This is a genomic window from Novosphingobium sp. PC22D, from assembly GCF_002556635.1.
Classification (GTDB): Bacteria; Pseudomonadota; Alphaproteobacteria; order Sphingomonadales; family Sphingomonadaceae; genus Novosphingobium.
In genome coordinates this window covers 111,545-136,231 of sequence record NZ_MWMO01000010.1, presented here as the reverse complement: position 1 = coordinate 136,231, position 24,687 = coordinate 111,545, and the positions used below count along the sequence as shown (strand labels likewise).

Genomic DNA, 24,687 nt, shown 5'->3' with positions numbered 1-24,687 from the left:
AACCGGACGGCCGCTATGAAGCACGTGATGGAAGGCGTCAGGGTCCTCGAAGTCGCGCAGTACGTCTTCGTGCCGGCCTGCGGAGCGGTGCTCGCCGACTGGGGCGCCGACGTCATCAAGGTGGAGCATCCCGTTCGCGGCGATACCCAGCGCGGGATGCGCTCGATCGCCGGAGTGCATCTCGATCCGGTCGTGAACCCGATGATCGAGCAGCCCAATCGCGGCAAGCGCTCGATCGGCATCGACGTCTCGACCCGCGAGGGCCGCGACCTGATCTACGATCTCGCGCGCGAGGCGGACGTGTTCCTCACCAACTACCTGCCCGCGGTGCGCAGCCGGCTCGAGATCGATCTCGAACACATTCGCGCGGTCAACCCCGACATCATCTACGCGCGCGGCAGCGGCTACGGCGACAAGGGCGATGACCGGGATCGCGGCGGCTACGACGCAACAGCCTTCTGGATTCATTCGGGCGTCGCCCATGCGCTCACCCCGCAGGAATTCGACGTGCCGCTGACCATGAGCCTGGGCGGAATGGGCGATTCGATGAGCGGAATGTACCTCGCCGGCGGCGTCGCCGCGGCGCTGTTCCACCGCTCACAGACCGGCGAGACCTCCGAAGTCGACGTCTCCTTGCTCAACTCGGCGATGTGGATGTCGGGCATGGTGCTCGCACCCTACCTTCACACCGGCAAGCAGATGCGGATCGGTGTTCCCCATACGGGTGGCGCGGCGGTGAACCCGTTTCTCGGCCACTTCCTCACTTCGGACCGGCGCGTGATCAGCCTGTTCATCCTCGTGCCCGGTCCCTTCATCCGCGACACGTTCGAGCATCTTGGCGTTCCCGAGGCCGCCGATGACCCGCGCTTCGCCGATGCCGAGGCGCTGATGGCGAACAGCGCCGCCGCCAGCGAGATCATCGCCACCGCTTTTGCCGCGCGGGACTTCGACTACTGGCGCGAACATCTCAAGACGATGCGCGGGCAATGGGCCGCCGTGCAGAGCCTGCTCGATCTGGGCGAAGATCCCCAGGCCATCGCCAACGACGCCTTCATCCCGGTCGAGCCGATCGACGGATCGAAGCCGATGCGCCTGGTGCGCAGCCCCGTGCAGTTCGATCACGAGGCGATTGAAACGCATCGCGCGCCGCAGGCCAGCGAGCATACCGAGGAAATCCTGCTCGAGATGGGTCTCGACTGGGACCGGATCGCCAGTCTCAAGGACGGCGGGATCGTCGCCTGATCTGCTGCATTCGGCATCGTCGAGGCGCTGAATTGACTTACCCGGCACCTCTGCCCGCCCTGCCCGGCTCGAAGCGCCCCATTGTACCTTGAACCCGCGCCGGCAGCGCGTAAAGGCAGGGGAATAGGCCCGAAAGACACGCAAGAACGAGGATATCCGAGATGAAACCCGGCACCCGGCTGAAGAGCGCCGCCTGCGACACCGAAGTGATGGTCATCCGCGCGGCCGACGGCACGATCGAATGCGGCGGCGCGCCGATGGGCGAAGCCAAGCCCGACGAGGCCGCCCCGCTCTCCGCCGATTTCTCAGCGGGCACGCTGATGGGCAAGCGCTACGTCGATACCGATGGCAAGTACGAGCTGCTTTGCGTCAAACCCGGCAAAGGTTCGCTCTCGGTCGACGGCGTCGCGCTCGTCGTCAAGGATGCCAAGCCCCTGCCCGCTTCCGACTGAGCGAGCACCGCCCATGAACATTGCGCTCCTTCTCGAGATGGCGGCGGAGGCCGCACCCGATCGCGTGGGCCTAGTGTGCGACGGCAAGCGCTGGACTTATGGCGACCTGCTCGAGGCGGCACGCGGCGCGTTCGAGCTGATCCAGGAGAGCGAGGCCGAATACGTCGCGCTGCTCGACGAGAGCAGCGAGGCAGCGGTGATCGCGGTGTTCGGTGCGGCGCTCGCGGGCGTGCCCTATTGCCCGCTAAACTACCGCCTGCCCGATGCCGACCTTGGCGCGCTGCTCGGCCGGATCGCGCCAGCGCTCGTCATCGGCGACGAGGAACGCGTCATCCGCATCGCGGGCGATCAGGGCCACACCGTCTTCACCCGCGAGGAATTCACGCTCAAGGCGCAGGAGACCTATCCCGCCGACGATGCGCGCGAATACGATCCCGGCGAAGGCGTGGCCATACAGCTTTTCACCTCCGGCACGACCGCCGCGCCCAAGGCGGCGATCCTGCGCCATTCCAACCTGCTCGGCTATATTCTGGGCACCGTCGAATTCGCCTCGGCCGACGAGAGCGACGCCGCGCTGGTGGTGGTGCCGCCCTATCACATCGCCGGAATCTCGGCGCTGCTTTCCTCGATCTACGCGGGCCGCAAGATCGTCATGCTGCCCAACTTCACGCCCGAGGAGTGGCTGCGGCTCGTCGAGGCCGAAGCGATCACCAATGCCTTCGTCGTGCCGACCATGCTCACGCGGATCATCACGGCGATGGAGAACGGCGTCACCGCCGAACTCTCGACGCTGCGCGCGGTCGCCTACGGCGGCGGCAAGATGCCGCTCGAGGTGATCACCAAGGCGCTCGGTCTGTTTCCCGAGGCGGGCTTCACCAACGCCTATGGCCTTACCGAGACAAGCTCGACAGTGGCGCTGCTCGGCCCCGACGACCACCGCGAAGCCTTCGCCTCGGACGATCCCAAGGTCCGTGCCAGGCTCGCCTCGCTTGGCAAGCCGATCCCGACGGTCGAGATGGAGATCCGCGGGGAGAACGGCGAAGTGCTCGGCCCCGGCGAGCCGGGCGAGATCTACGTGCGCGGCGAGCAGGTCTCGGGCGAGTACAAGGAAAAGTCCGCGCTCGACCCGGAAGGCTGGTTTCCCACGCGCGATGCCGGCTACATCGACGAGCACGGCTACCTGTTCCTTTCGGGCCGCGCGGACGACGTGATCGTGCGCGGCGGCGAGAACATGAGCCCGGGCGAAATCGAGGACGTGCTGCTCACGCACCCGGCGGTCGCCGATGCCTGCGCCTGCGCGATCCCGTCGGTCGAATGGGGCGAGGCGGTGGGCGTCGCCATCGTTCCGCGCGAGGGATGCGACGCGCCCGACGAGCAGGAACTCAAGGACCTGGTCCGCGCCCGCCTGCGCTCGAGCCGCGTACCCGAGAAAATCGCCGTGGTCGGCGAACTTCCGTACAATGAAATGGGCAAGCTCCTGCGCCGCAAGGTCAAGGAATTGCTCGCCGAATAGCGATGGCAGCGGCGCTCTCCATCCCCTTGGCGCGCTGGGCCGACCGGCGCATCGAGGTCTTGGCCGACGAAACCGCAGCCGCCGCGATAGCCGCGCTCGACGGAACCACGCTGCTCGGCGAGCGCGGATCGAACGGCGGCTATCGCGTGCCCGGCCACGTGTCCGCCGGGATCGGCGGCAGCCGCCTCATGCCGACGCGCGACGGGGGCTGGTTCGCGCTCACGCTGATCCGCAAGGAGGACCGCGAGCTGCTGCCCGCCCTGTTCGCGGACGCCGGGCTCGCCACCGACGACGACGCGGCGATCGCCGCCGCCGTGCTGCGCAACGATTGCGCCGGGCTCGTCGCGCGCGGACGCAGCCTCGGCCTGCCCGTCGCCTCGGCCGACGAGATCCCGGCCTCGGCGCCGGTCGAGGTTCTCGCGCGCGGCCCGCGTCGCGACCGTCCCGCCGATCACGTGCCGCTGGTGGTCGACCTGTCGGCGATCTGGGCGGGGCCGCTTGCGGGCCACTTGCTCTGGCTCGCGGGCGCGGACGTGGTGAAGGTGGAAAGCCCTTCGCGACCCGACCTCATCCGCCGCGACGACCCGGCGACGTTCGACATCATCAACCAGGGCAAGGCCAGCGCGCTCGTCGATCTCGACTGCGAGGCCGAGCGCGAAGCGCTCGTCGCGCTGATCCGCCGCGCCGATTTCGTCATCGAATCCTCGCGCCCGCGCGCGCTTCGCCACTTCGGCATCGATGCCGACGCGCTGGTGCGCGAGACGCTCGGTCTCGTGTGGCTGACGGTGACGGGCCACGGCGCGCGCGGCGAACCGGCGCACTGGACCGGCATCGGCAACGATTGCGGGGTGGCCGGCGGTCTCAGCCGCGCGCTGGCGGACGCGGCGGGCGAGATCGGCTATGTCGGCGATGCCATCGCCGATCCGCTGACGGGCATCACCGCCGCGCTCGAAGGCTGGCGCGCCCATGCGCGCGGCGAGGCCTGCCGGATCGGCTTCGCCATGAGCGCCATCGTCGCGAGCGCGCTGGACGAGGAACGGACCTTCGATCCGCTGCTGCTCGAAGCCGAACTGCGCGCCTGGGCCGCGGCGGTCGGGGAGCTATTTCCGGCAGTTCCACGCCGGCGGCTCGCCGCGCCGGTACGCGATCTGGGCGCGGACACAGGACGTTACCTCGCGAGCCTGGCCCGATGCTGATCCGGAACGCCGAGATCCATGGCGTCGGCCCTGGCGATCTGCGGATCGCGCATGGCCGCATAGCCGCGATCGGCGCACTTGCGCCCGTATCCGGCGAGACCGTCATCGACGCCCATGGTGGCGCGCTGCTGCCGGGTCTGCACGACCACCACATTCATCTCGCCGCGCTCGCCGTGCGCGATGCGTCGGTCGCTTGCGGACCGCCCGAGGTCGCCGATCGCGAGGCTCTGCGCGTCGCGCTCGATCGTCCCGGCCAAGGCTGGCTGCGCGGCATCGGCTACCACGAGAGCGTGCTCGGCGCCCTGCCCGATGCCGCCGCGCTCGACGAACTCGTCGCGTGTCGCCCGGTCCGCATCCAGCACCGCTCGGGCCGGATGTGGCTGCTCAACAGCCGCGCGCTCGCCGAATTGCTTGCGCTGGCCCCACCGCCGCCCGGCCTCGAGCGCGACGCGGCGGGCTTCACCGGGCGCCTGTTCGACGAGGACGAATGGCTAGCCGCCACGCTCGGCGGACGGTTCCCCGACCTGTCACGCGTGAGCCGCGAACTCGCCGCCTGCGGGATTACCGGCATCACCGACATGTCGCCAGCCAACGATCCCGAAACGGTGCGTCACTTCATTGCGCAACGGTGCAGCGGTGCGCTGGCACAACGCTGCGTCATCGCCGGAACGCTCGCTTTGAACGACGCCGAGCCGGGTCCCTGGGCGCTCGGCCCCGCGAAGCTACACTTGCACGAGGCCGCTCTGCCCGACTTCGACGAGGCTTGCGCCTTCATCGCGGCCGCCCATGCGCAGGGACGCGGCGTGGCCGTACACTGCGTCTCCGAAGTCGAACTGGTCTTCGCCCTCGCCGCGTTCGAGGCGGCGGGCACGCGACCGGGCGACAGGATCGAGCATGCCTCGGTCACACCGCAACCGCTCGTCGCGAGGATCGCGGACCTCGGCCTCCACGTTTGCGTCCAACCACACTTCGTGGCCGAGCGCGGCGAGCGCTACCTGCTCGACGTGGAGCCCCGGCATCACCGCGATCTCTACCGCCTGCAAAGCCTCGCCGACGCAGGGATCGTGCTCGCAGGCGGCAGCGATGCGCCGTTCGGCAGCGCCGACCCGTGGGCCGCGATGCGCGCCGCGGTCTCACGGCAGACCGACGGCGGACGAACCATCGCGGCCGGCGAATCGCTCAGCCCCGAAGCGGCGCTGGCGCTTCATCTGGCCGATCCGCTCGACCTCGCGCGCGAGCGCCGAATCGCCGTGGGCGAGCCCGCCGACCTTTGCCTGCTTTCGCGGCCCTGGCGCGAAGCACGCGAACGGTTATTCGGCAGCGATGTCGCGATGACTCTCGTCGAAGGCGCGATTGTCCACGAGCGAATCGACGAGCCCCCATTCAAGCGCCTTGCGCGCTCCGAGCCGGCGGCCTGACAGAATCATCAGCGCGGTTCGCTGGCGACCCATGCGCCGGGTGAGCGAAACGCAGCCGCCCGCGCCCGGCAAAATTCCCATCGCCAGTTCGGGGAGCTGAAACCAGGCGCGCGGCGTCGCTTCGATGCGGCGCGCGAAGGCCGCGATCTCGAGCCCCGCACCCACGCAGGCACCATCGACGAAGGCCTCGAGCCGGTCGGCGCAGCGCAGCACCTGGCGCGCGGGCAAGGTCCGCGCGCGGATCTCGTGCGCGGTCGCGGGATCTAAGGTCGTCCCGAATTCGGAAAGCTCGGCGCCCAGGCTGAAGGCCTTGCCCTCTCCCGTCAGCCGTATCCGCCGCACTTGCGGATCGAGCGCCAGCGCAGCGAAAACCCGGCTCAACTCGTCGCGCATGGCCGTGTCGATGGCGTTGCCCGCATCCTCGCGGCAAAGCGTCACGTCCACCCCGCTCCCGCGATGCGCAATCCGCACTTGTCCTGGCGCGAAGCTCTCTTCCGCGACCGGTCGCGATCGCCGCCAGGCGTGATGTTCGGCGCTGCCCTGAAGCATGGCGTAGGCCATCGATTCGGCGTCGAGTCCCTGCTCGGGCGAAAGATCGGGCAAGAAGCGCAGGAGTTGCACCACGGCCGCCGCCGCGTGCGGGCTGCGCAGTACGTTGCCGATCAGCCCCGCCGCCCCTACCGGCCCCTCGACCATCGCATCGCACAGGCGCGCAAGCGAATGATCGGGATCACCGATGCCGATCACCGGGCACGGCGGCAGGACGATGTCCTCGGGCGCAAGCTGTTCGTCGCCGTCCAGCCGGACGATGGCCAGCGGCCGCGCCAAGGGCTCCTCGTGCGGGGCCAGGCGCGTGAGGGGGATTTCGAATTCCTGCTGGAGCATTTTCGTCTCGTTTCCGCGCGCCGTGGCTCGGCGGCAACACACGCCGCCTTCCTTCTCGACCCGGTCGTAAACATCAAGAGCGCGCCACTCCCCGCAAGGCAATGGGGCACCACGCAAAAGCTCTAGCCGAGGCAATGCTAAGGACGCTAAGGAAAAAACGACAGGCGCTCATTTTCTGTTGACATCCGGCCGTGGAGCCATGACGGTTAGGCAAGAAAAGACTGAGGAGAGGTCCATGGCAGCAAAACATGCGCAGTCGAACAAGGCGAAGATCGCCCGGCGGGTCATCGAGGTGCTTGAGTACTTCGACGATCGTCACCGTGAAGCGACCGTCATGGATATTGTTCGACGCTACAATCGCCCGCAATCAAGCACTTCCGAGTTGCTCGCCAGCCTGGTCGAACTCGGGCTGCTACATAAGGATCCTTACTCAAGGGCCTATTGCCTGACGCCGCGCGCGGCCTTGCTCGGGCTGTCCGGGCAGCCGGAAATGATCCGCGACGGGCGCCTCGTCCGCCTCTCGGACCGGCTGCTGGCTCAGACGGGACTCTCGGTCGCGCTGATCGCGATGGTCGGCCTCGATGCCCAGGTGGTGAGCTGGCATCACGGCGCCCGCGCGCCCGCCGCCACGCGTGAGCTGTCGGGCGGCGTCAAGGAGCCGCTGTTCCTCAGCGCCGCGGGCTGGCTGATGCTCTCGACCGTCGATCGCGCGCGTTGCGAAGGCATGGTCCGCCGGCTCAACGCGGAGGCCGGCGAAGCGCACAAGTTCTCGTTCGGCGAGATGATGGCGCGCATCGATGCCTGCCGCGAGACTGGGTACATCACCGGCCCCACCGGGTTCGGATCGGGCACCGAGTCGCTCTCCGCGCTGATCCCCGGCCAGCCCAGCGACCACCCGCTCGTGGTCAGCGTGGTCTACGGACGCGATGAGAAGGTGAACGTGGAAGGCCTGCTGCAATCGCTCGGCGAAGCCATGCGGCAATGCCTGCCCGATCTTCACAGCTCGAACGTCGAGCCGCTGCCGACCGCCGCCTGAACCTGCGTCGGACCGTCGCGACGGTCCGAGGCCCCGGGCGTCCGCAAATAAAAGAAAGGGCCGCGCCATGGCGCGGCCCTTTCGCGTTGATCAGGCGTCGGCCTTCTGCGCCCGCGACAGACGGTCCTTGTCTTCGTGGCGCATGAACATCTGCATGATGTCGCCCGAAGTCACCGGCCGCGAGTCGCCCTCTTCGACCGGGCGTTCGCCCGCCGAGGACTTGGGCGTCGTATCGACGCCGGCGGCCTTGGCCTTCGCCCGTAGCGCGCCCACGCTCAGTTCCTCGCGCGTGTAGTGCGCGAAGGGATCGAAGCGGAACCAGCGCATCGCGTTGCCATGCGTGATCTTGTCGATCTGCGCGTCGGTCAGGTGCTTGATCGTCGGCCATAGCCGCTCGGGCACTTCGGGCCAGAGCGTGTCGGAGTGCGGGTAGTCGCATTCATAGGCGATGTTGTCCTCGCCGATGAACTGGATGTTCTGCAGCCCGAAGGCATCGTCGATGAAGCAGTTGAGGAAGTGCCGCTTGAACATCTCGCTCGGCTTCATGTGCTGGAACCGCGAATTGGTCCAGGCCTTGTGCCGCGAATTCGAGAAGTCGGCGCGCTCGGTGAAATAGGGCACCCAGCCGATCGAGCCTTCCGACAAGGCGATGCGCATATCGGGATAGTCGTGCAGCGCCTTGAGGTTGAGCCAGTCCGACGCGGCATAGGCGATCGACATCGGCATCGTCGAGATCCACGCCTCGATCGGCGTTTCCATCGAGGCGTGCGGGGCCGGATTGCCGCCGCCGATGTGCAGGCAGATCGTCATGTCGAGTTCGTTGATCGCCTTGTAAAAGCGGTCCCAGTACTCGTTATGGATCGAGGGCAGGCCCTGGCAGGTCGGGTTCTCGCTGATCGAGACGGTGTGGCAGCCCTTCGCCGAAACGCGCTTCAGTTCGGCAACGGTCGCGTCCATGTCCCAGGTCGGCAGGATCGCGCAGGGAATGAAACGGCCCGGATAGGCGCCGCACCATTCGTCAATATGCCAGTCGTTGTAAGCGCTGATGTGGATCTTCGCGAGATCCTTGTCGGGCACGCGATGCAGGCGCCCTCCGGCGAAATCGAACACGCTGCCGAAGTTGAGCGAGGCGGCGATGCCGTTGACGTCCATGTCCTTGATCCGCTCGTGGACGTCGTAGCAACCGTCGCGAAGCTGATCGAGCGAGGTCGGCTCCATGCCGTATTCCTCGAAAGGCCGCCCGACGACGGCATTGAGCCCGACCGAGGGGAACTCCTGCCCCTGGTAGACCCACAGGTCCTTGCCGTTGGCGTCCTGAATGAGCTTGGGGGCGCTTTCGAGCGCCGCGCCCGACAAGTGGTTCTTGAACATGTCGGGGGGCTCGCTGATGTGATCATCGACGCTGATGATCACCATGTCGTTCATTTCCATGCGTGGTCTCCCATGTCTTTGTGCTTCGTGCTTCAGGTCCCGACGCGATCGCCGGCCAGCGCAGCCCGCGTTCTATCACGCAACCCGGCGAGAAGTCTGCGCGAACCCGTGCTGAAATCGTATTGAACGCCCGTGCGTTGCGCATGAGCCGCGCGGTCGGGCTGGAAGGTGTAACAAGTGGGCGGCATCGCCGAGGCGTCGCTCTGACGCGCTGCGGGAATCGTGCGCCCATGCGCGACGAGGCTCGCCCATTGCAGCAACCGCGCCGCTTCCTGCTCCGCGCCTTCGAGGCTCGCGATCCAGTCGCGCATGGTCAGCAGGCTCGATCCGGCCAGCGGAGGCGGCGCGACGAGCTGCCCGTCCCGCTCGATCCAGCGATGGACCGCCCTGCCTCCACGTCTGATCTCCAGAATACGCACCCCGTCGCGCGGATCGCTCGCGGCGATGGCGAAGGCGAGCGGCGCCGCGTCCCCGGCATGCGCCGCCGCGAGCACCGCCATGTCGTGCAGATGCGTGCAATTGGCCTTCTTGTCGCGCCGCGCCGTGACCTCGGACAGCGCCGCGCCCTCGAACGTCTCGCGCAGCTTGGCGACCGCGCCCGGGCAGGTCGTCCAGGGCATGCGATCGGCATGCGCCCGCGCACGCGTGACCACGCCCCGCGCGTGATCGAGGCGGACCGCCATGCAGTGGATATCGTCCTCGAGCAGCGCGGTCACGCGCCCCGGTTCGGGCTCGACGAGGACCGCCCGACGATAGCCGGGCAATGCGAAGGCATCCGCGTCGCGGGCCGGGCGATTGATCCCGTCACCATTCATGACCGGCACAAGCTAGCACGCTGGGCCCGCGCGCCGGATGGCGCGCGGCGATCCATCGCGATCGCGATCCTGCTCGAATACGGAGCGGAAAACACCAGCCGCGCCCTTCCCTCCTCGCCCGCCGGGACAACGCGAGGTGGCACCGCCGCCGGTGGACAGGCAGGCCAATCGCCCGTGCGATTGCGCGCCAAAATCATTTGAACGCCCCCCAAGTCTGTGGTGTTGAACCCCAAAGCGGGCTGGTCGCGAACCGCCCCGGGACAAAACGACTACACGGGGCGGACTGCCATGAATTTCGACTTGACCGACGAACAGGAAATGGTGCGCGACAATTTCGCGCGCTTTCTCGACGAGCACTCCAGTTCGGCGAAGATCCGCAAGGCAATGGAAGAGCACGGCGGATTCGATCCCGCCTTGTGGACCGGCCTCGCCGAACTCGGCGCCTTCGCGATCCGCGTGCCCGAAGAAGCGGACGGCATGGGGCTGGGCCTGTTCGATGCTGTCGTGGTGATGGAAGAGGCCGGGCGCACGCTGGCCTCGGGCCCGCTGGCCGAAGCGCTCGTCGCCGCGCGCCTGCTCGGCCAACTCGGAACCGAGACCGCCTCGGACGAACTCGCCGCGACGATCGGGGGCGAGACGGTGACTGCGCTCGCCTTTCACGACATGGCCGAAACACCGATGCAATGGATCGCCGGCGGCGCCGTCGCGGGCCTGATCGTCGCGCGGCGCGGCGACGATGTGGTCCTCCTCACCGTCCCGGAGGGTTTCGCGAAGGGCGAGGACAATCTCGCGACCACTCCGATCGCCGAAATCGATCTGTCTACACTCGACGCCAAGGTGCTGGCCTCGGGCGGCGAGGCCGTCGCCACGTTCGCCGCCGGTCTCGAGGAATGGAAGCTGCTGATGGCCGCGGCGCTCTCCGGCCTCGGCCGTCAGGCGCTCAAGCTCGCGGCGGAATACGCCTGCGAGCGCAAGGCCTTCGACCAGCTCATCGGCCAGTTCCAGGGCGTATCGCACCCGCTCGCCGATCGCCTGTGCGACGTCGACGGCGGCAAGCTCCTGACCTGGCGCACGATCCGCGACATCGCCGACGGTAAGGAAGACGCCGGCGGCAATATTTCGCTCAGCCTCTGGCAGAGCGCCACGGCGGCGGCGGACGCCGTCAGCCAGGCGCTCCAGACCTTCGGCGGCTATGGCCTGTCGAAGGAATACGACATCCATCTCTACAACCTGCGCGCCAACGCCTGGCCGCTGGTGCATGGCGACGTGCAGCAATGGCTCGCGGAGGCCGGACGCCGGTTCTATGGCGGCGAGACGGTATCGCTGCCCGACGTCGGCGAGACTCCGATCGAATTCGACATCGGCGAGGAAGCGCGCGCGGTGAACGCCGAGATCGACGCCTTCTTCGAGACCCAGGTCACCGACGAGGAGCGCGAACAGTTCCACTTCAGTTGGGAAGGCTGGGTGCCTTCGGTCCACAAGAAGCTCAAGGCCGCCGACCTCCTGTTCCTCGGCAACCCGAGCCTGGGCGGTCGCGAACTCGGTCCCTATGCCAAGAAATCGGCCCGCGAGCGGTTCAACATGCACGGCTATTCGAACCCGGCCATCAGCGTCGCCGAGATGGTCGGCTACATGATGGTCAAGTTCGGCACCGACGACTTGAAGGCACAGGTGCTCGAGCGCGTCGTCAACGGCGATGCCATCACCTCGCTCGGCTATTCGGAGCCGGGCTGCGGATCGGACGTCTTCGCTGCTCGCACGCGCGCCACGCAGGCCGAGGACGGGAGCTGGCGGATCAACGGCACCAAGATGTGGACCAGCGGCGCCAACCTTTCCGAATACGTGCTGATGCTCGCGCGGACGAACGCCGAAGTCGCCAAGCACAAGGGCCTCACCATGTTCATCGTGCCGCTCAAGGCCGAAGGCGTGGAGGTGCAGGCCATCCACACCTTCATGGACGAGCGCACCAATGTCACCTTCTACGATGACGTGCACGTCCCCGACACCTGGCGCCTCGGTCCTGTCGACGGAGGAACCAAGGTCATGTCGGTGGCGCTCGAACTCGAGCACGGCGGCGGCTTCGGCAAGGTGATCGAGGATACGCTGGAAGCCTGCGAGGAGGTTCTGCGCGACCTCAAGCGGATTGACGACACACATCTGCAAGTGCGGCTTGCCCGCATCCGCGCGCACATCGGCGTTGCCGAAATGCTCGAATTCCGCTCGATGTGGGCCGGCGTCGAGAAGAAGCCGAACATGGCCTTCGGACCAATGGCCAAGATGTACAGCTCGGAAGTCTTCCTCGAGGATGCGCGCGAAATGCTGCAGATGACCGCGCCGCTGTCGCTGTCCAAGCGCAAGGGTCCGCTCAATCTCATCAACCAGAGCTATCGCCACGCCCACGGCACGCGCATCTACGGCGGCACCAGCGAGGTCCACCGCTCGATGATCGCCGAGCGCGGTCTGGGCATGCCGCGCACCCGCGCCTGAGCCGGAGTAATTCACGAATGTCCGACGAACCGCACCTGCTCACCGAAGATCGCGACGGCATCCTGATCGCCACGCTGAACCGGCCGGAAAAGCTCAACGCCATCTCGCGCGACATGATGGACCTTCTGACCGAGGCAGTGCTGCGCTTTCGCGACACACCCGAGCTCAAGGTCATGTTGATCCGTTCGACCGGGCGCTATTTCAGCTCGGGCGCGGACTTGCGCGGCGGCAACCAGAACGTCGTTTCCAAAACCGTTTCGGGCGTCAGTTCGGCGCGGGCGATCCGCGAGAACCACCGGCTCAACCTCAACAACATGCAGCAGCTCTGGGACGAGATGGAGCATATCGAGAAGCCCTTCGTCGTCGCGCATCACGCGATGTGCGTGGGCGGCGGTCTCGAGATGAGCCTGTCGTGCGATTTCCGCCTCGCTGCCAAGAGCGCAGGCTATGCGTTCCCCGAGGGCCTGTTCGGCGTGCTTCCCGCCTCGAGCGGCGTCTCGCGGCTGACGCGCATCTGCGGCCCGCACTGGGCGCGCTGGCTGATCATGGCCAACCAGCCCGCGAGCGCGGACATGGCCTTCACCATGGGGCTCGTCCATCAGGTCTATTCCGACGACACCTTCGAGGACGAGGTCATGGCCTTCTGCCGGCACCTTGCCAAGCAGAACGGCGAGCAGATGGGCGCGGCGAAGATCGCGATCGAGATGTGCGCCGAAGTCGGCCGCGACACCGCGCGCCATGTCGAACGCATGGCCAATTCGGCGCTGATGCTCAATCCCGACTACATCAAGGGGATGGAGGAATACCTCAAGAACGTCGGCGGCAAGGGCAAGAAGGGCCGATAGGCTCAGGCCTGCGCGCGCATGTCGCGTATCCCCAGTTCCATCAGCCGCGCGACCGAATTGCGGACATCGACCTGATCGCGCTGCGCGCCAAAGCCGACCATGCGGTGCAGCCGCCGGTCGGTGGCGAGCGTGATCGAACGCTCGATGCCGGTCATCAGCACCGTCGCCATCGACTGGACATCGGCACCGTTCGTCGCGTTACGGTCCATCTGCCGTTCGAGCATGCCGATCAGCGGACTGGTGGAAGCGACGCGTTCGCGCATCATGCGCAGGTCGAACTGATCGGCCATGCTGTTGCGCAAGTGCAGCAGGCCGGAATAGCGCGACCAGAAACGGTGATAGGCCGCAACGAACGCCTGGCACCGTTGCGGCAGGACATCGTCCGGCCAGTAGTCCTCGAGCAGGGCTTCGAATTCCTCCCGTCCCGCGGTCATGACCGGATCGAGCACCGCGAGGACGACTTCGGTGAGGTCGGAGAAGTAGTTGTAGAGCGAACTCATCCCGAGCGAGGCACGGCGCGCGATCGCGCTGAGCGTGACCTGGTCCTCGCCAGCCTCCTCGATGAGGTCGGCCGCCGCGGCCAGGATCCGCTCGCGCGTGACCCTGCCCTTGCGGCCGAGTTTTTGCCCGTTGAGGTTGTGGCTGACAGCCGTGGCGGCCGATCCGTCGAAAGCGGCGAGACGCTGCGAACGCGAGTCGCGCTCGTCCTCCGTCCCTTCGCTCCGCCCGGCCGCCACGTCCACGCGCTAGGCTCAGGCCGCCTCGACCTGGCCCACGGGCCAGGCGAGCATCTTCATGTCGGTGTATTCCTCGATGCCCTCGACGCCCCATTCGCGGCCCATGCCGCTCGCCTTGTAGCCGCCAAAGGGAATATCGCCCGCGATGCACATGCCGTTGTTGACGCTCATCGAGCCCGTCCGCACCCGCTTGGCGATGCGCATGGCGCGCTCGTGGTCGCCCGAACTGACGCCTCCCGACAGGCCATAGTTGCTTTCGTTTGCGATCCGCACGGCATCATCATCGTCCTCATAGGGGATTACCACGAGAACGGGACCAAAAATTTCCTCCTGCGCGATCCGCATGTCGTTGGTCACGTCGACGAAGACGGTCGGCTCGACGAAGTAGCCGCCGCCCTTGTCGGTGCGGATCTGCCCGCCGTGCAGCAAGGTCGCGCCCTCCTCGACACCGAGATCGATGTAGCTTTTCACGCGTTCCATCTGCCGCTTGGAAATCACCGGGCCCATGATGTGCTCGGGGTCCTCGGCACTGCCCCAGTTGTCGCCGAAGTGCATGTAGGCGCCCTTGAGGATCTGCTTGGCCTCCTCGTAACGGCTCTTCGGGACGAGCAGGCGCGATTGCACGGCGCAGCCTTGTCCGGCGTGAAACACCAGCATCGTCATCGCCACTTCCATCGGGAAGTTGGGCGCGTCGTCGCACACGATCTTGGCCGACTTGCCGCCCAGTTCGAGGAACACGCGCTTCAGGGTCGCCGCGCCCTTTTCCATGATGCGCTTGCCGACACCGGTCGATCCGGTGAACGAGATCAGGTCGACGCGCGGGTCGGTGACCAGCATCTCGCCGGCCTGCGCCGGGTCCGATCCGAACACGACGTTGATCACGCCCTTGGGAAAGCCCGCCTGCGCGGCCAGTTCGCCGAAGATCGCGCCCATGCCCGGCGTATCGGGCGCGGGCTTGAGGATCACGGTGCAGCCCGCGAGCAGCGCCGCGACGACCTTGCCGATATTGACGTAGAGCGGCACGTTCCAGGGCGTGATCGCGCCGACCACACCGATCGGTTCACGCACGCCGACGCGCTTGTGGATCGCGCCGAAAGCCTCCTTCTCGCCGTAGTCCTTTTCCCATTCCACCTTGGGGAACACGGCGAGGTAATCGTCCCAGCCGTCGAGCGCCATGTTCACGTGCGCGCGGTAGACCGCGCCCTGCGCCGCGCCCGCCTCGTGAATCGCAAGCTGGGCGAGCCGTTCGCGGTTCTGCTCGAACAGCTCGCGGTACTTCTTGACCAGCTCGAAGCGGTTCTGACGGTTCTCGTCAGAGCCCCAGTCGGTCTCGTCGAAGGCCTTGCGCGCCGCAACGATCGCCGCCTCGACGTCTTCGGGCGCGGCATCGGCGGCCTTGCCGACGACTTCGCCGGTCCAGGGGCTGATGACATCGAAGGTCGCGCCGCCGGTCGCGTCGCGCAGTTCGCCGTCGATAAAGAGCTTCGCATCGGGAAGAAGGGTCATGAGCTTATCCTTGTCGAAAATTCAAACCGCGCTCTCAGGAAGGCCTGCGAGCCTCGATCGCGAGGAAGGGGATGCGTGCGTCTGGGGGAAAATCGATGATCGTGCGGAACGCGCCCGTAACCGAATCGACGTGGCTGATCGGGCGCTCCATCAGGTTGAGCCCGTTCTTGGCGCAGCCCTGCGCGAAGCGCATCGAGACCTCGGGGTCCCATCCGGTCTGCTTGCCCTCCTCGAACATCTGGCCGGCGCGCACGAGACAGACGCGGATGCCCTTCTCGTCGAGCTCGGATGCCAGCGCCTCGGTCAGCTTCTCGAGCCCCGCCTTGGTGCACTGGTAGAGCGAGAGCATGGCGAAAGGCTGGACAACGGATTCGCTGCCGACGTTGATGATGCAGCCCCCCGCCCGCATCAGCGGGATGGCGGCGCGCGCGCAGTAGATCGGCCCGGCGAGGTTGATCGCGATGATCGACTGAATGTGATCGTCGCGCGCTTCTTCGATCGTGAAGGGCTCGAACACCGCGGCGTTGTTGATCAGGACGTCGATCGTGCCCGACTTCTCGGCGATCGTCTTGAACGCGGCGCGCACCGAATCCGGCTCGGCGACATCGCACTCCACCGCATAACTATCGCCGCCCAGTTCCTCGGCAAGCGCCTGCACTTTCGCGAGCGTGCGGCCGAGCAGGACGACGGTCTCGCCCTCTTTCGCGAAGCGCCGCGCGAGCGCGCGGCCCAAGCCGAGCCCGGCACCGGTGATTACGATCGTCTTGCCCACAGATCCTCCCGAGGCGTTTGTCATTTGATCGCAGATGTCCGGTAAATCGCGGGCTACTACAAGCGCGGCCCTATCGTGCTCACGATAGTTGCCCGGCCCGGCCCGGGGCGGCCTTGCTCAAGAGGCGCAGTCTTCCGCGTCGGCGCGGCGCGCCAGGTTGGCCCGCACCTTCACGAGCGTCTCGTAGAGCTGAAGGCGGTCGCTCTGCGACACGCCCTCGAAGGCCATTTCCGACGTTTCGTCTCCCAGCGGCCGGATCTGGTCCAGCAGCTCGCGGCCCCGGTCGGTCATGCACAGACGCCAGACTCGGCGGTCGGCGGGATCGGGCCGGCGTTCAACCAGCCCCGCTTCCTGCAGCCGGTCGATCATCCGGCCGGCGGTGATCGGTTCGACCTCGAGAATTTCCGCAAGACCGCCCTGCTTGATGCCCTCGTGGCGCCTGAGCGCCGACAGGACCTGCCATTGCGGACGCGTCACCCCCATGGCCCGGGCGCGTTCATCGAACGAGCGGCGAAGCAGCCTTGCAACTTGCGAAATCGTGGTTCCCAAGTTCTCGTCCATCACCGGGCGTTACCGGGTGGGCCCGAAATTGACCAGCGCAATCTCGCCCGCCCCCGCCGGAGTCAATCCGCGTCGGCCCCCGGGGCCATTTCCATGATCAGCCGCGTGAGCTTCTGCGAGGCGATCTTCCAGCCTTGCGGCGTGCGCACGCAGCGCTCCTCGTAGTGGCCGTAACCGGTGAGCGCCCATCCGCCTTTCTTGACCCTGTCCTGCATCGCCCAGACGACATGCGCTTCGTCCCCGTCCACCGCGATCTCGGGCGAATGGACCTGGTGCGCGGTCTCCGCGCCGTCGAGCGCCTTGCGAACCGAGGCGACGAACGCGTCGCGGCCATGCTCCAGACTGCCGCCGCTGCCGGTCGTGTCGACGACGCAGTCCTCGGTGAAGAGCTGCTTCCAGCCATCCCAATCGCGGGTGTCGAGCAAACGGCAATAGCGCGCCTTCAGATTGCAGATGGCGACCCAGTCGGCGAAATCGGGTACCGTTTCCATCGCGCCCGCCCTCAGACCGCTTCGGCTTCGAGCCGCTGCGCCGCCAGCTTGCGCAAGTCGGCGGTCTTGATTTTCGCGCTGCCGGTGGTCTGGAGATCCGCCTCCTCGACGAAGAGCACGGCGCGCGGCACCTTGAAGGCGGCGAGCCGCTCACGCGCAAAAGTGCGGATTGTCTCGGCATCGAGGTGCGCGCCTTCGACGGGCACGATACAGGTGACGACGCGTTCGCCCAACAGCTCGTCGGGCACGCCGACGGTCTGCGAGATCGCCACGCCCGGACAGGTCCGGATCACCGCGTCGATTTCGAGCGGCGACACGTTGGCGCCGCCGGTCTTGATGATGTCGTTGAGCCGTCCTTCCCAGAACAACCGCCCCTGCGCATCGACATAGCCGCCGTCGTTGGTACGGAAAAAGCCCTCGTCGTCGAGCGTCTCGTCGAGCGGAATACCGAGATAGCCGAGCATCATCGTCGGCCCCTTCACTGCGATCTCCCCCCGTTCGCCGAGCGGCATGGTCTCGCCCGTCAGCGGATCGACGATCTTGATGGTCGATCCGGCGGTCGGAGGCCCGTGGCTCGCGCCCGTAACCTCTTCGGGCGTATTTGCCGGATAGACCGAGATCAGAGTGAAGGTTTCGGTGCTGCCGTAGGCGTGGCCGGGCTCGTCCCAGGACGAGTGGATCGTGGGATGGCGCGCGATCGGCATCTTGCGGTCGACATAGCGCATCGCCGAAAGATCCGCCGTCTCGTAGCCCGGTGCTTCGGCGAGCTGGGGCCATTGATGCGGCCATGCGATCGGCATCGAGACCTTTTCCTCGGCCATGAGCTGCACCGCCTCGGCGGCATCGAACCAGCGCTGGAGGATGATCGTGCCGCCGCTGCTGAGCGTGCCGCCCAGCGTCATCGCGAAGTTGCCCGAGAAGAAGAACCCGTTGGCCGACCATGTGCGCGGCGGGGCATCGGGATCGATGCGATACCAGTGCGGCCAGCGCCAGAGCTGCAGGCACGGCGCACGGTGCGCGCACAGGATGCCCTTGGCCTTGCCGGTCGAGCCGGACGAGAAGAACAGCAGTCCCGGATCGCTCGGCGCGACGGCATCGGCCATGGCATGGACGAGATCGTCGGCGACGCCCTCGCCGCGCGACAGGAACCCCCGCCAGCCCTCGATCGCGCCCATCCCCTCGTCGCTGTCGACCGAGGCGAGCACGCGCAGATAGGGAAACTTGCGCGAGGCGAGCGCGCCCGGCGCCGTGGTGGCGATCGCCGGTTCGAGCGCGGTCAGGATCTCGCCGAAGTCCTTCTTGAGCACCTTGCGCTCGAGCAGGACCACCGAGGCGCAGGACTGGCGCAGCACTTCCTCGACCTCGGGACCGGTGAAGAAGGTGCTGATCGTCGTCGCGACCCCGCCCGCGAGCGCGGTGCCGAACAGGCTCGAGAGGAACTCGAGCCGGTTGGTCTGGATGATCGCGACGCGCGTGCCCTTGCCGACGCCGCAAGCGACCAGCGCGCGCGCGACCTCCAGCGAACGGGCAAGCAGATCGTCGTAGGTCCAGCTCGTCACTTTGCCGTCGATGCGGATGCGCGCCGCCTCGCGCGGGCCATAACGCCCGGCGATCTCGCGCAGGTAGCCGCCGAGCGTGAGCGCGCCGACTCCCTGTTCCTCGTCGAGCGGCACGCCGCGCACGATCGACATCCCTCGGGACTTGTCGCTCACGCCGTTATCTCCTCTCCGCTGCCCGATCCCGTTCAGGACCGTGGCTCAGGCATTCACATCGACGATATAGCGGCCCTTCACCTCGCCCGACATGAACTTCTTGGCAGTCTCGATCGCCTCGCCCAGACCGATCTTCGTGCCGATCGCCTCGAGCTTGTCGGGATCGAGATCGCGCGCGAGCCGATCCCAGGCCTTGAGACGCTTGGTCTTGGGCGCCATCACGCTGTCGATCCCGAGCAGCGAAACGCCGCGCAGGATGAAGGGCATCACGGTCGCCGGGAGATCGGCGCCCTGCGCGAGCCCGCAAGCCGCGACCGCGCCGCCGTATTTCGTCTGCGCCAGTGCGTTGGCGAGGGTGAAGCTGCCCGCCGCATCGACCACGCCGGCCCAGCGCTCCTTCTGGAGCGGCTTGCCCTTTTCGGACATCTCGGCCCGGTCCATCACCGCGTCGGCGCCGAGGCCCTTGAGGTAGCCTTCCTCGCTCGTCTTGCCGGTCAGCGCGACGACAGTGAAGCCGAGCGCCTTGAGCAGCGCGATCGCGACCGATCCGACGCCACCGGTCGCGCCCGTCACCAGCACCTCGCCCTGTTCGGGCGTCACACCGAAGTCGACCAGCGCGTCGACGCACAGCGCGGCGGTGTAGCCGGCGGTGCCGATCGCCATCGCCTGCGCGGGCGCGAAGGCCGAGGGCAACGGAACCAGCCAATCGCCCTTCAGCCGCGCTTTTTGCGCAAGACCGCCCCAGTGCGTTTCGCCCACGCCCCAGCCGTTCAGGACAACCGTGTCACCGGCTTTCCAGTCCGCGTGACTGCTTTCGGTCACCGTGCCGACGAGGTCGATCCCGGGCACCATCGGAAACTTGCGCACGACCGGCGAAGCCCCGGTGATCGCCAGGCCGTCCTTGAAGTTGAGCGTCGAGAAAGCGACGTCGATCGTCACGTCCCCCTCGGGCAGCGCGCTCTCGTCAAGCTGTTGCATCGTGACGGTCTGGCCGTCGTCGGACTTGTCGATCACGATCGCGGAAAACATCGCATTCTTCCTCTGCATCGGGTGGAACGTTCCTGCCGCACAAGGCCAACGCCACCGGCCCCGTCAAGGGAACGGGCCGGGCTCATCGCCCCGGCGAAGGCCTTTTCAGGACTTGGGCCGAACACGCTCGACGATCGCCGGAAACGCCTCGGCACGCATCGTGCCGAACAGCGAGAGACGCAGGATTTCGCGGGTATATCGGCGGCTCAGTTCGGTGCGCTGGCGATCGCCGGCCGCGTGCGCGCGGGCGAGGATCGGCCAGAAGAAGACGCCGGCCAGATTGACGACCGAGAGCACTTCGACGTCGATGTCCGGCTCGGCCAGATCGGTCGCGGCGAAGCGTCCGAACGATCCCGAGTATTCGCGCCAGAACGGGTCCTGGCGCGGGTCGGGCGAAGCGAGCACCTGCTGCAGCCAGACGCGGCACAAGTCCGGGTTTTCCATCGCGAAGTCGCACAGGCGCTCGGTCATGTCGGCGGAATCGACCTCCTCGACGCGGCGTTCGCCGATCGTCTCGGGATCGCCGAACACGGCGCGGAACAGCTTGTCGGAGACCCAGTCGACCGCCGCTTCGATCAGGCGCTCGCGCGTTTCGAAGTGCTGGTAGGCCGTGCCCCGGTTGACGGCGGCGAGATGCGCCACCGCCGAAAGGCTGACGCCTTCGGGCCCGTCCCTGGCGAGCAGATTGCTGGCCGCCTCGAGGATGGTCTCGCGCGTGGCGACGGGATCGCGAACCCGGCGCCGCGAGCGGCCATCTGGATCTGTACGCGTCGCAGCCATGGGTCGAGCATAGCGCCGCGATTAATAATCGACAATGTTGATCAGTCGATTCGCGTCAAATCATCGGCGCGACTTCCGCCAGAACCCTGTCGGCATGCTCTTTGCGGCAAATGAGCAGGTCTGGCATGTAGACGTCGTGCTGGTTGTAGACCAGCGGACTGCCGTCGATCCGGGAACAGTGCAGGCCCCAGCCGAGCGCGACCGCGGCGGGCGCGCAGCTATCCCACTCGTACTGGCCGCCCGAATGCAGATAGATGTCGGCATCGCCGAGCAGGATCGACATCGCCTTCGCACCCGCCGAGCCCATCGGCACGAGCTGCGCGCCCAGCTTTTCGGCGACCGCTGTCGCCTCCTTGGCGGGACGGGTTCGGCTCACGACCATGCGCAGCACGTCGGGGGCGGGCGGCACCTCGCCGGGCTGATCCGAGCGCAACACCTTGTCGAGCCCGGGGAGCGCGACTGCACCCAGCGTCGGCGCGCCGTCGACGGCCATGCCGACGTGCACCGCCCAGTCGGTGCGCTCCTCGCCGTATTCACGCGTGCCGTCGACCGGGTCGACGATCCAGACGCGTTCCTTGGCGAGCCGCTCAGGGTTGTCCTTCTCCTCTTCGGAGAGGAGCCCGTCCTCGGGCCGCTGCTGGCGCAGCGCGTGGACGAGGAACTGGTTGGCGGTCTGATCGCCCGCCTTGCCCAGCGACTTGCCCTCGAACATGCCCGAGGCCCGCACCTGGAGCAGGATCTTGCCCGCCTGGTCGGCGAGGTGCGCCGCGAGATCGCCGTCGGTCATGCTCATCAAATGTCTCCCAGCAGCGTGTCGACGACGAGCGTGGCCGCGTCCTCGGGCGACATCTTGGTAGTGTCTATTCGGATCTCCGGCTCGCGCGGCGCCTCATAGGGGCTGTCGATACCGGTGAAGTTCTTGAGCTGGCCGGACCGCGCCTTCTTGTAGAGGCCCTTGACATCGCGGCTCTCGGCAACCTTGAGCGGCGTGTCGATGAAGACCTCGAGGAACTCGCCTTCGGGCAGCATCGCGCGCACCATATCGCGCTCGGCCTGGAACGGCGAGATGAAGGCGGTGATGACGATCAGGCCGGCATCGGTCATGAGCTTGGCCACCTCGCCCACACGGCGGATATTCTCGATGCGGTCGGCATCGGTGAACCCCAGGTCCTTGTTGAGGCCGTGCCGCACGTTGTCGCCGTCGAGCAGGAAGGTGTGCCGGTTCATCCGGTGCAGCTTTTTCTCGACAAGATTGGCGATGGTCGATTTGCCAGATCCCGAAAGCCCCGTGAACCACAGCACCGCCGGCTTCTGGTTCTTGAGCGCCGCGTGCTGCTTGCGGCCGATGTCGATTGCCTGCCAGTGCACGTTCTGCGCGCGCCGAAGCGAGAAGTGCAGCATGCCCGCCGCGACCGTGGCGTTGGTCATCCTGTCGATCAGGATGAAGCCGCCGAGCGTGCGGTTGTCGGCATAGGGCTCGAAGACGATCGACTTGTCGGTCGCCAGTTCGGCGACGCCGATCGCGTTCAGCTCGAAGGTCTTGGCGGCAAGGTGCTCCATCGTATTGACGTTGATGACGTACTTGGGCTCCTGCACCGTCACCGAGACCATCTGCGTGCCCAGCTTGAGCCAGTAGGCGCGGCCCGGCGTCATCGGCTCGTCGGCCATCCAGACAAAAGTCGCCTCGAACTGGTCCGATGTCTCGGGCGGCGCGTCCGCGGTCGCGATCACCGAGCCGCGCGAACAGTCGATCTCGTCCTCGAAACAGACCGTGACCGACTGGCCCGCGACCGCTTCCTCGAGATCGCCGTCGAAGGCGACGACACGGCTGACCTTGCTGGTCTTGCCAGAAGGCAGCACGCGGATCCTGTCGCCGGGCTTGACCGAACCGGTGGCGATCAGGCCGGAAAAGCCGCGAAAATCGAGGTTCGGACGGTTCACCCACTGCACCGGCATGCGGAAGGGCTTTTCCGCGTCGAGCGAGCTGAGCACCTCGACGGTCTCGAGATGATCGACCAGCGTCGGCCCCTCGTACCACGGCGTGTTGGGCGACTTCGTGGTGATGTTGTCGCCCTTGAAGCCAGAGATCGGCATCGGCGTGAAGCTCTCGATGCCGATCGACTCCGCGAACTCGGAATAGTCGGCGACGATCTTGTCGAAGACCTCCTGGCTGTAGTCGACCAGGTCCATCTTGTTGACCGCGAGCACGATGTTCTTGATGCCGATCAGGTGGCACAGGTAGCTGTGCCGGCGCGTCTGGACGAGCACGCCCTTGCGCGCGTCGATCAGGATCACCGCGAGGTCGGCGGTCGAGGCGCCGGTTACCATGTTGCGGGTGTACTGCTCGTGGCCGGGGCAGTCGGCGACGATGAACTTGCGCTTCTCGGTGTTGAAGAAGCGGTAGGCGACGTCGATGGTGATGCCCTGCTCGCGCTCGGCGGCGAGGCCGTCCACCAGCAGCGCGAAGTCGATCTCCTGGCCTTGCGTGCCGACCTTCTTGGAATCGTGGGTCAGCGCGTCGAGCTGGTCCTCGAAGATCATCTTCGAATCGTAAAGCAGCCGCCCGATCAGCGTGGACTTGCCGTCATCGACGCTGCCGCAGGTGATGAAGCGCAGCATCGTCTTGTGCTCGTGCTGCTCGAGGTAGGCGTCGATATCCTCGGCGATGAGCTTGTCGGTGACGTAGACGGCATCTTTGGTTTGGGTGTCGGCCATTTTCTCAATCTCCGCTCGCCCCGAGCTTGTCGATGGGCGTTGGCAGGTCGCTCGCTGGCTTCGAAAGGCTCAGCCCGAGCGGTGGAGGGCGCTTCCTCAGAAGTATCCCTGCTGCTTCTTCACTTCCATGCCGGCGCCGCCGGAATCCTTGTCGATCACGCGGCCCTGGCGTTCCGATGTCGTTGTGAGCAGGGTCTCCTGGATCACCTCGGGCAGCGTCTTGGCCTCGCTCTCGACCGCCCCGGTCAGCGGGAAGCAGCCGAGCGTGCGGAAGCGGATCGACTTGTCGGTGGTTTCGGGGCGGTAGCCGAGGATCTTCTCGATCCGATCCATGTCGTCGGCCATGAACAGCCCCCCTTCCCACTCGAAGGTCGGTCGCTTCTCGGCGAAATAGAGCGGCACGATCGGGATGTCGTTGAGGTGGATGTACTGCCACACATCGAGCTCGGTCCAGTTCGAGATCGGGAAGACGCGGATCGATTCGCCCTTGCTCTTGCGCGCATTGTAGAGGTTCCACAGTTCCGGGCGCTGGTTCTTCGGGTCCCAGCCGTGCGAGGAGGTGCGGAACGAGAAGATGCGTTCCTTGGCGCGGCTCTTTTCCTCGTCGCGGCGCGCGCCGCCAAAGGCCGCGTCGAAGCCGTACTTGTCGAGCGCCTGCTTGAGCCCCTCGGTCTTCCACATGTCGGTGTGGAGCGAGCCGTGCTCGAAGGGATTGATCCCTTTCTCGGCCGCCTCGGGATTGTGGTAGACGAGCAGGTCCATGCCCGATTCCGAGGCCATGCGGTCGCGCAGCTCGTACATCGCCTTGAACTTCCAGGTCGTGTCGACGTGAAGCAGCGGGAACGGCGGCGGCGAGGGATGGAAGGCCTTGCGCGCGAGGTGGAGCATGACCGCGCTGTCCTTGCCCACCGAATAGAGCATCACCGGCTTTTCGGCCTCGGCGGCGACCTCGCGGATGATGTGGATGGATTCGGCCTCGAGGCGTTCGAGGTGCGTCAGCGTCTTCATGAACCACTCCGTTCGTCGATCGCGATCAAGATAGAGTAGTGATTCCGCAATGAACC

The 24,687-nt window shown here is 66.7% G+C and carries 22 protein-coding genes; 8 read left to right on the top strand and 14 right to left on the bottom strand.

Features of this window, described 5'->3' with window-relative positions; translation table 11 throughout:
• The first annotated feature begins 15 nt into the window (after nucleotides 1-15).
• The 5 genes from B2G71_RS15430 to B2G71_RS15410 all read left to right on the top strand — a co-directional run bounded on the left by B2G71_RS15430 (nucleotide 16) and on the right by B2G71_RS15410 (nucleotide 5,821).
• A complete protein-coding gene (locus tag B2G71_RS15430; RefSeq protein WP_098107353.1) occupies nucleotides 16-1,242 on the top strand; it encodes a CoA transferase in 1,227 nt (408 codons plus the stop codon).
• A gap of 161 nt (nucleotides 1,243-1,403) precedes the next feature.
• The gene (locus tag B2G71_RS15425; protein WP_098107351.1) at nucleotides 1,404-1,694 is read left to right on the top strand and encodes a hypothetical protein; all 291 of its coding nucleotides are present in this window, start codon (nucleotides 1,404-1,406) and stop codon (nucleotides 1,692-1,694) included.
• A gap of 13 nt (nucleotides 1,695-1,707) precedes the next feature.
• Complete coding sequence (locus B2G71_RS15420) at nucleotides 1,708-3,207, top strand: class I adenylate-forming enzyme family protein (RefSeq protein ID WP_098107350.1); 1,500 nt, start codon at nucleotides 1,708-1,710, stop codon at nucleotides 3,205-3,207.
• A gap of 2 nt (nucleotides 3,208-3,209) precedes the next feature.
• Complete coding sequence (locus tag B2G71_RS15415; RefSeq protein WP_098107348.1) at nucleotides 3,210-4,403, top strand: CoA transferase; 1,194 nt, start codon at nucleotides 3,210-3,212, stop codon at nucleotides 4,401-4,403.
• Nucleotides 4,397-5,821 (top strand): amidohydrolase family protein, encoded by a 1,425-nt coding sequence (locus tag B2G71_RS15410; RefSeq protein ID WP_098107347.1) that lies wholly within the window; start codon nucleotides 4,397-4,399, stop codon nucleotides 5,819-5,821. The genes B2G71_RS15415 and B2G71_RS15410 overlap by 7 nt, the downstream gene beginning before the upstream one ends.
• On the opposite strand, the gene B2G71_RS15405 is transcribed toward B2G71_RS15410, so the two are convergent.
• Nucleotides 5,714-6,706: an enoyl-CoA hydratase/isomerase family protein gene (locus B2G71_RS15405; RefSeq protein ID WP_098107345.1), complete on the bottom strand. Its 993-nt coding sequence runs from the start codon at nucleotides 6,704-6,706 to the stop codon at nucleotides 5,714-5,716. The two genes, B2G71_RS15410 and B2G71_RS15405, sit on opposite strands and share 108 nt — an antisense overlap.
• Nucleotides 6,707-6,941: 235 nt before the next feature.
• Between B2G71_RS15405 and B2G71_RS15400 the strand changes: the two genes are divergently transcribed.
• Nucleotides 6,942-7,742 carry a helix-turn-helix domain-containing protein gene (locus B2G71_RS15400; RefSeq protein ID WP_098107343.1) on the top strand — a complete coding sequence of 267 codons (801 nt, stop codon included), beginning with the start codon at nucleotides 6,942-6,944 and terminating at the stop codon, nucleotides 7,740-7,742.
• A 90-nt stretch (nucleotides 7,743-7,832) separates the two neighbouring features.
• On the opposite strand, the gene B2G71_RS15395 is transcribed toward B2G71_RS15400, so the two are convergent.
• Together B2G71_RS15395 and B2G71_RS15390 are read right to left on the bottom strand one after the other, a co-directional pair.
• A complete protein-coding gene (locus B2G71_RS15395) occupies nucleotides 7,833-9,173 on the bottom strand; it encodes an amidohydrolase family protein (protein WP_098107341.1) in 1,341 nt (446 codons plus the stop codon).
• A 32-nt stretch (nucleotides 9,174-9,205) separates the two neighbouring features.
• A complete protein-coding gene (locus B2G71_RS15390; RefSeq protein WP_098107339.1) occupies nucleotides 9,206-9,988 on the bottom strand; it encodes a DUF2889 domain-containing protein in 783 nt (260 codons plus the stop codon).
• A 288-nt stretch (nucleotides 9,989-10,276) separates the two neighbouring features.
• Between B2G71_RS15390 and B2G71_RS15385 the strand changes: the two genes are divergently transcribed.
• Nucleotides 10,277-12,475: an acyl-CoA dehydrogenase gene (locus tag B2G71_RS15385; RefSeq protein ID WP_098107337.1), complete on the top strand. Its 2,199-nt coding sequence runs from the start codon at nucleotides 10,277-10,279 to the stop codon at nucleotides 12,473-12,475.
• Nucleotides 12,476-12,492: 17 nt separating this feature from the next.
• Nucleotides 12,493-13,320, top strand: a complete 828-nt coding sequence (locus B2G71_RS15380) for an enoyl-CoA hydratase/isomerase family protein (protein WP_098107335.1) — start codon at nucleotides 12,493-12,495, stop codon at nucleotides 13,318-13,320.
• Nucleotides 13,321-13,322: 2 nt separating this feature from the next.
• Here the strand turns inward: B2G71_RS15380 and B2G71_RS15375 are convergent, their stop codons facing one another.
• The 11 genes from B2G71_RS15375 to cysD form a co-directional block, all read right to left on the bottom strand.
• Complete coding sequence (locus B2G71_RS15375; RefSeq protein ID WP_240530176.1) at nucleotides 13,323-14,063, bottom strand: TetR/AcrR family transcriptional regulator; 741 nt, start codon at nucleotides 14,061-14,063, stop codon at nucleotides 13,323-13,325.
• Between the two features lie 9 nt (nucleotides 14,064-14,072).
• Nucleotides 14,073-15,563, bottom strand: a complete 1,491-nt coding sequence (locus B2G71_RS15370; RefSeq protein WP_098107332.1) for an aldehyde dehydrogenase family protein — start codon at nucleotides 15,561-15,563, stop codon at nucleotides 14,073-14,075.
• 34 nt (nucleotides 15,564-15,597) lie between these two features.
• On the bottom strand, nucleotides 15,598-16,335 hold the full coding sequence (locus tag B2G71_RS15365) for an SDR family oxidoreductase (RefSeq protein ID WP_098107330.1): 738 nt from the start codon (nucleotides 16,333-16,335) through the stop codon (nucleotides 15,598-15,600).
• A 117-nt stretch (nucleotides 16,336-16,452) separates the two neighbouring features.
• Nucleotides 16,453-16,884, bottom strand: a complete 432-nt coding sequence (locus B2G71_RS15360) for a MarR family transcriptional regulator (protein WP_346426942.1) — start codon at nucleotides 16,882-16,884, stop codon at nucleotides 16,453-16,455.
• A gap of 74 nt (nucleotides 16,885-16,958) precedes the next feature.
• Complete coding sequence (locus B2G71_RS15355) at nucleotides 16,959-17,387, bottom strand: nuclear transport factor 2 family protein (RefSeq protein ID WP_098107327.1); 429 nt, start codon at nucleotides 17,385-17,387, stop codon at nucleotides 16,959-16,961.
• Between the two features lie 11 nt (nucleotides 17,388-17,398).
• The gene (locus B2G71_RS15350) at nucleotides 17,399-19,099 is read right to left on the bottom strand and encodes an AMP-binding protein (protein ID WP_346426941.1); all 1,701 of its coding nucleotides are present in this window, start codon (nucleotides 19,097-19,099) and stop codon (nucleotides 17,399-17,401) included.
• A 45-nt stretch (nucleotides 19,100-19,144) separates the two neighbouring features.
• Complete coding sequence (locus B2G71_RS15345; protein WP_098107406.1) at nucleotides 19,145-20,128, bottom strand: MDR family oxidoreductase; 984 nt, start codon at nucleotides 20,126-20,128, stop codon at nucleotides 19,145-19,147.
• A gap of 105 nt (nucleotides 20,129-20,233) precedes the next feature.
• Complete coding sequence (locus B2G71_RS15340) at nucleotides 20,234-20,908, bottom strand: TetR/AcrR family transcriptional regulator (protein WP_098107324.1); 675 nt, start codon at nucleotides 20,906-20,908, stop codon at nucleotides 20,234-20,236.
• Between the two features lie 55 nt (nucleotides 20,909-20,963).
• A complete protein-coding gene (locus B2G71_RS15335) occupies nucleotides 20,964-21,701 on the bottom strand; it encodes a 3'(2'),5'-bisphosphate nucleotidase CysQ (RefSeq protein WP_098107322.1) in 738 nt (245 codons plus the stop codon).
• The gene (cysN, locus tag B2G71_RS15330; protein WP_098107320.1) at nucleotides 21,701-23,623 is read right to left on the bottom strand and encodes a sulfate adenylyltransferase subunit CysN; all 1,923 of its coding nucleotides are present in this window, start codon (nucleotides 23,621-23,623) and stop codon (nucleotides 21,701-21,703) included. Before cysN ends, B2G71_RS15335 begins: the two co-directional genes overlap by 1 nt.
• A gap of 96 nt (nucleotides 23,624-23,719) precedes the next feature.
• The gene (gene cysD, locus B2G71_RS15325) at nucleotides 23,720-24,631 is read right to left on the bottom strand and encodes a sulfate adenylyltransferase subunit CysD (protein ID WP_098107319.1); all 912 of its coding nucleotides are present in this window, start codon (nucleotides 24,629-24,631) and stop codon (nucleotides 23,720-23,722) included.
• Nucleotides 24,632-24,687: the final 56 nt, after the last annotated feature.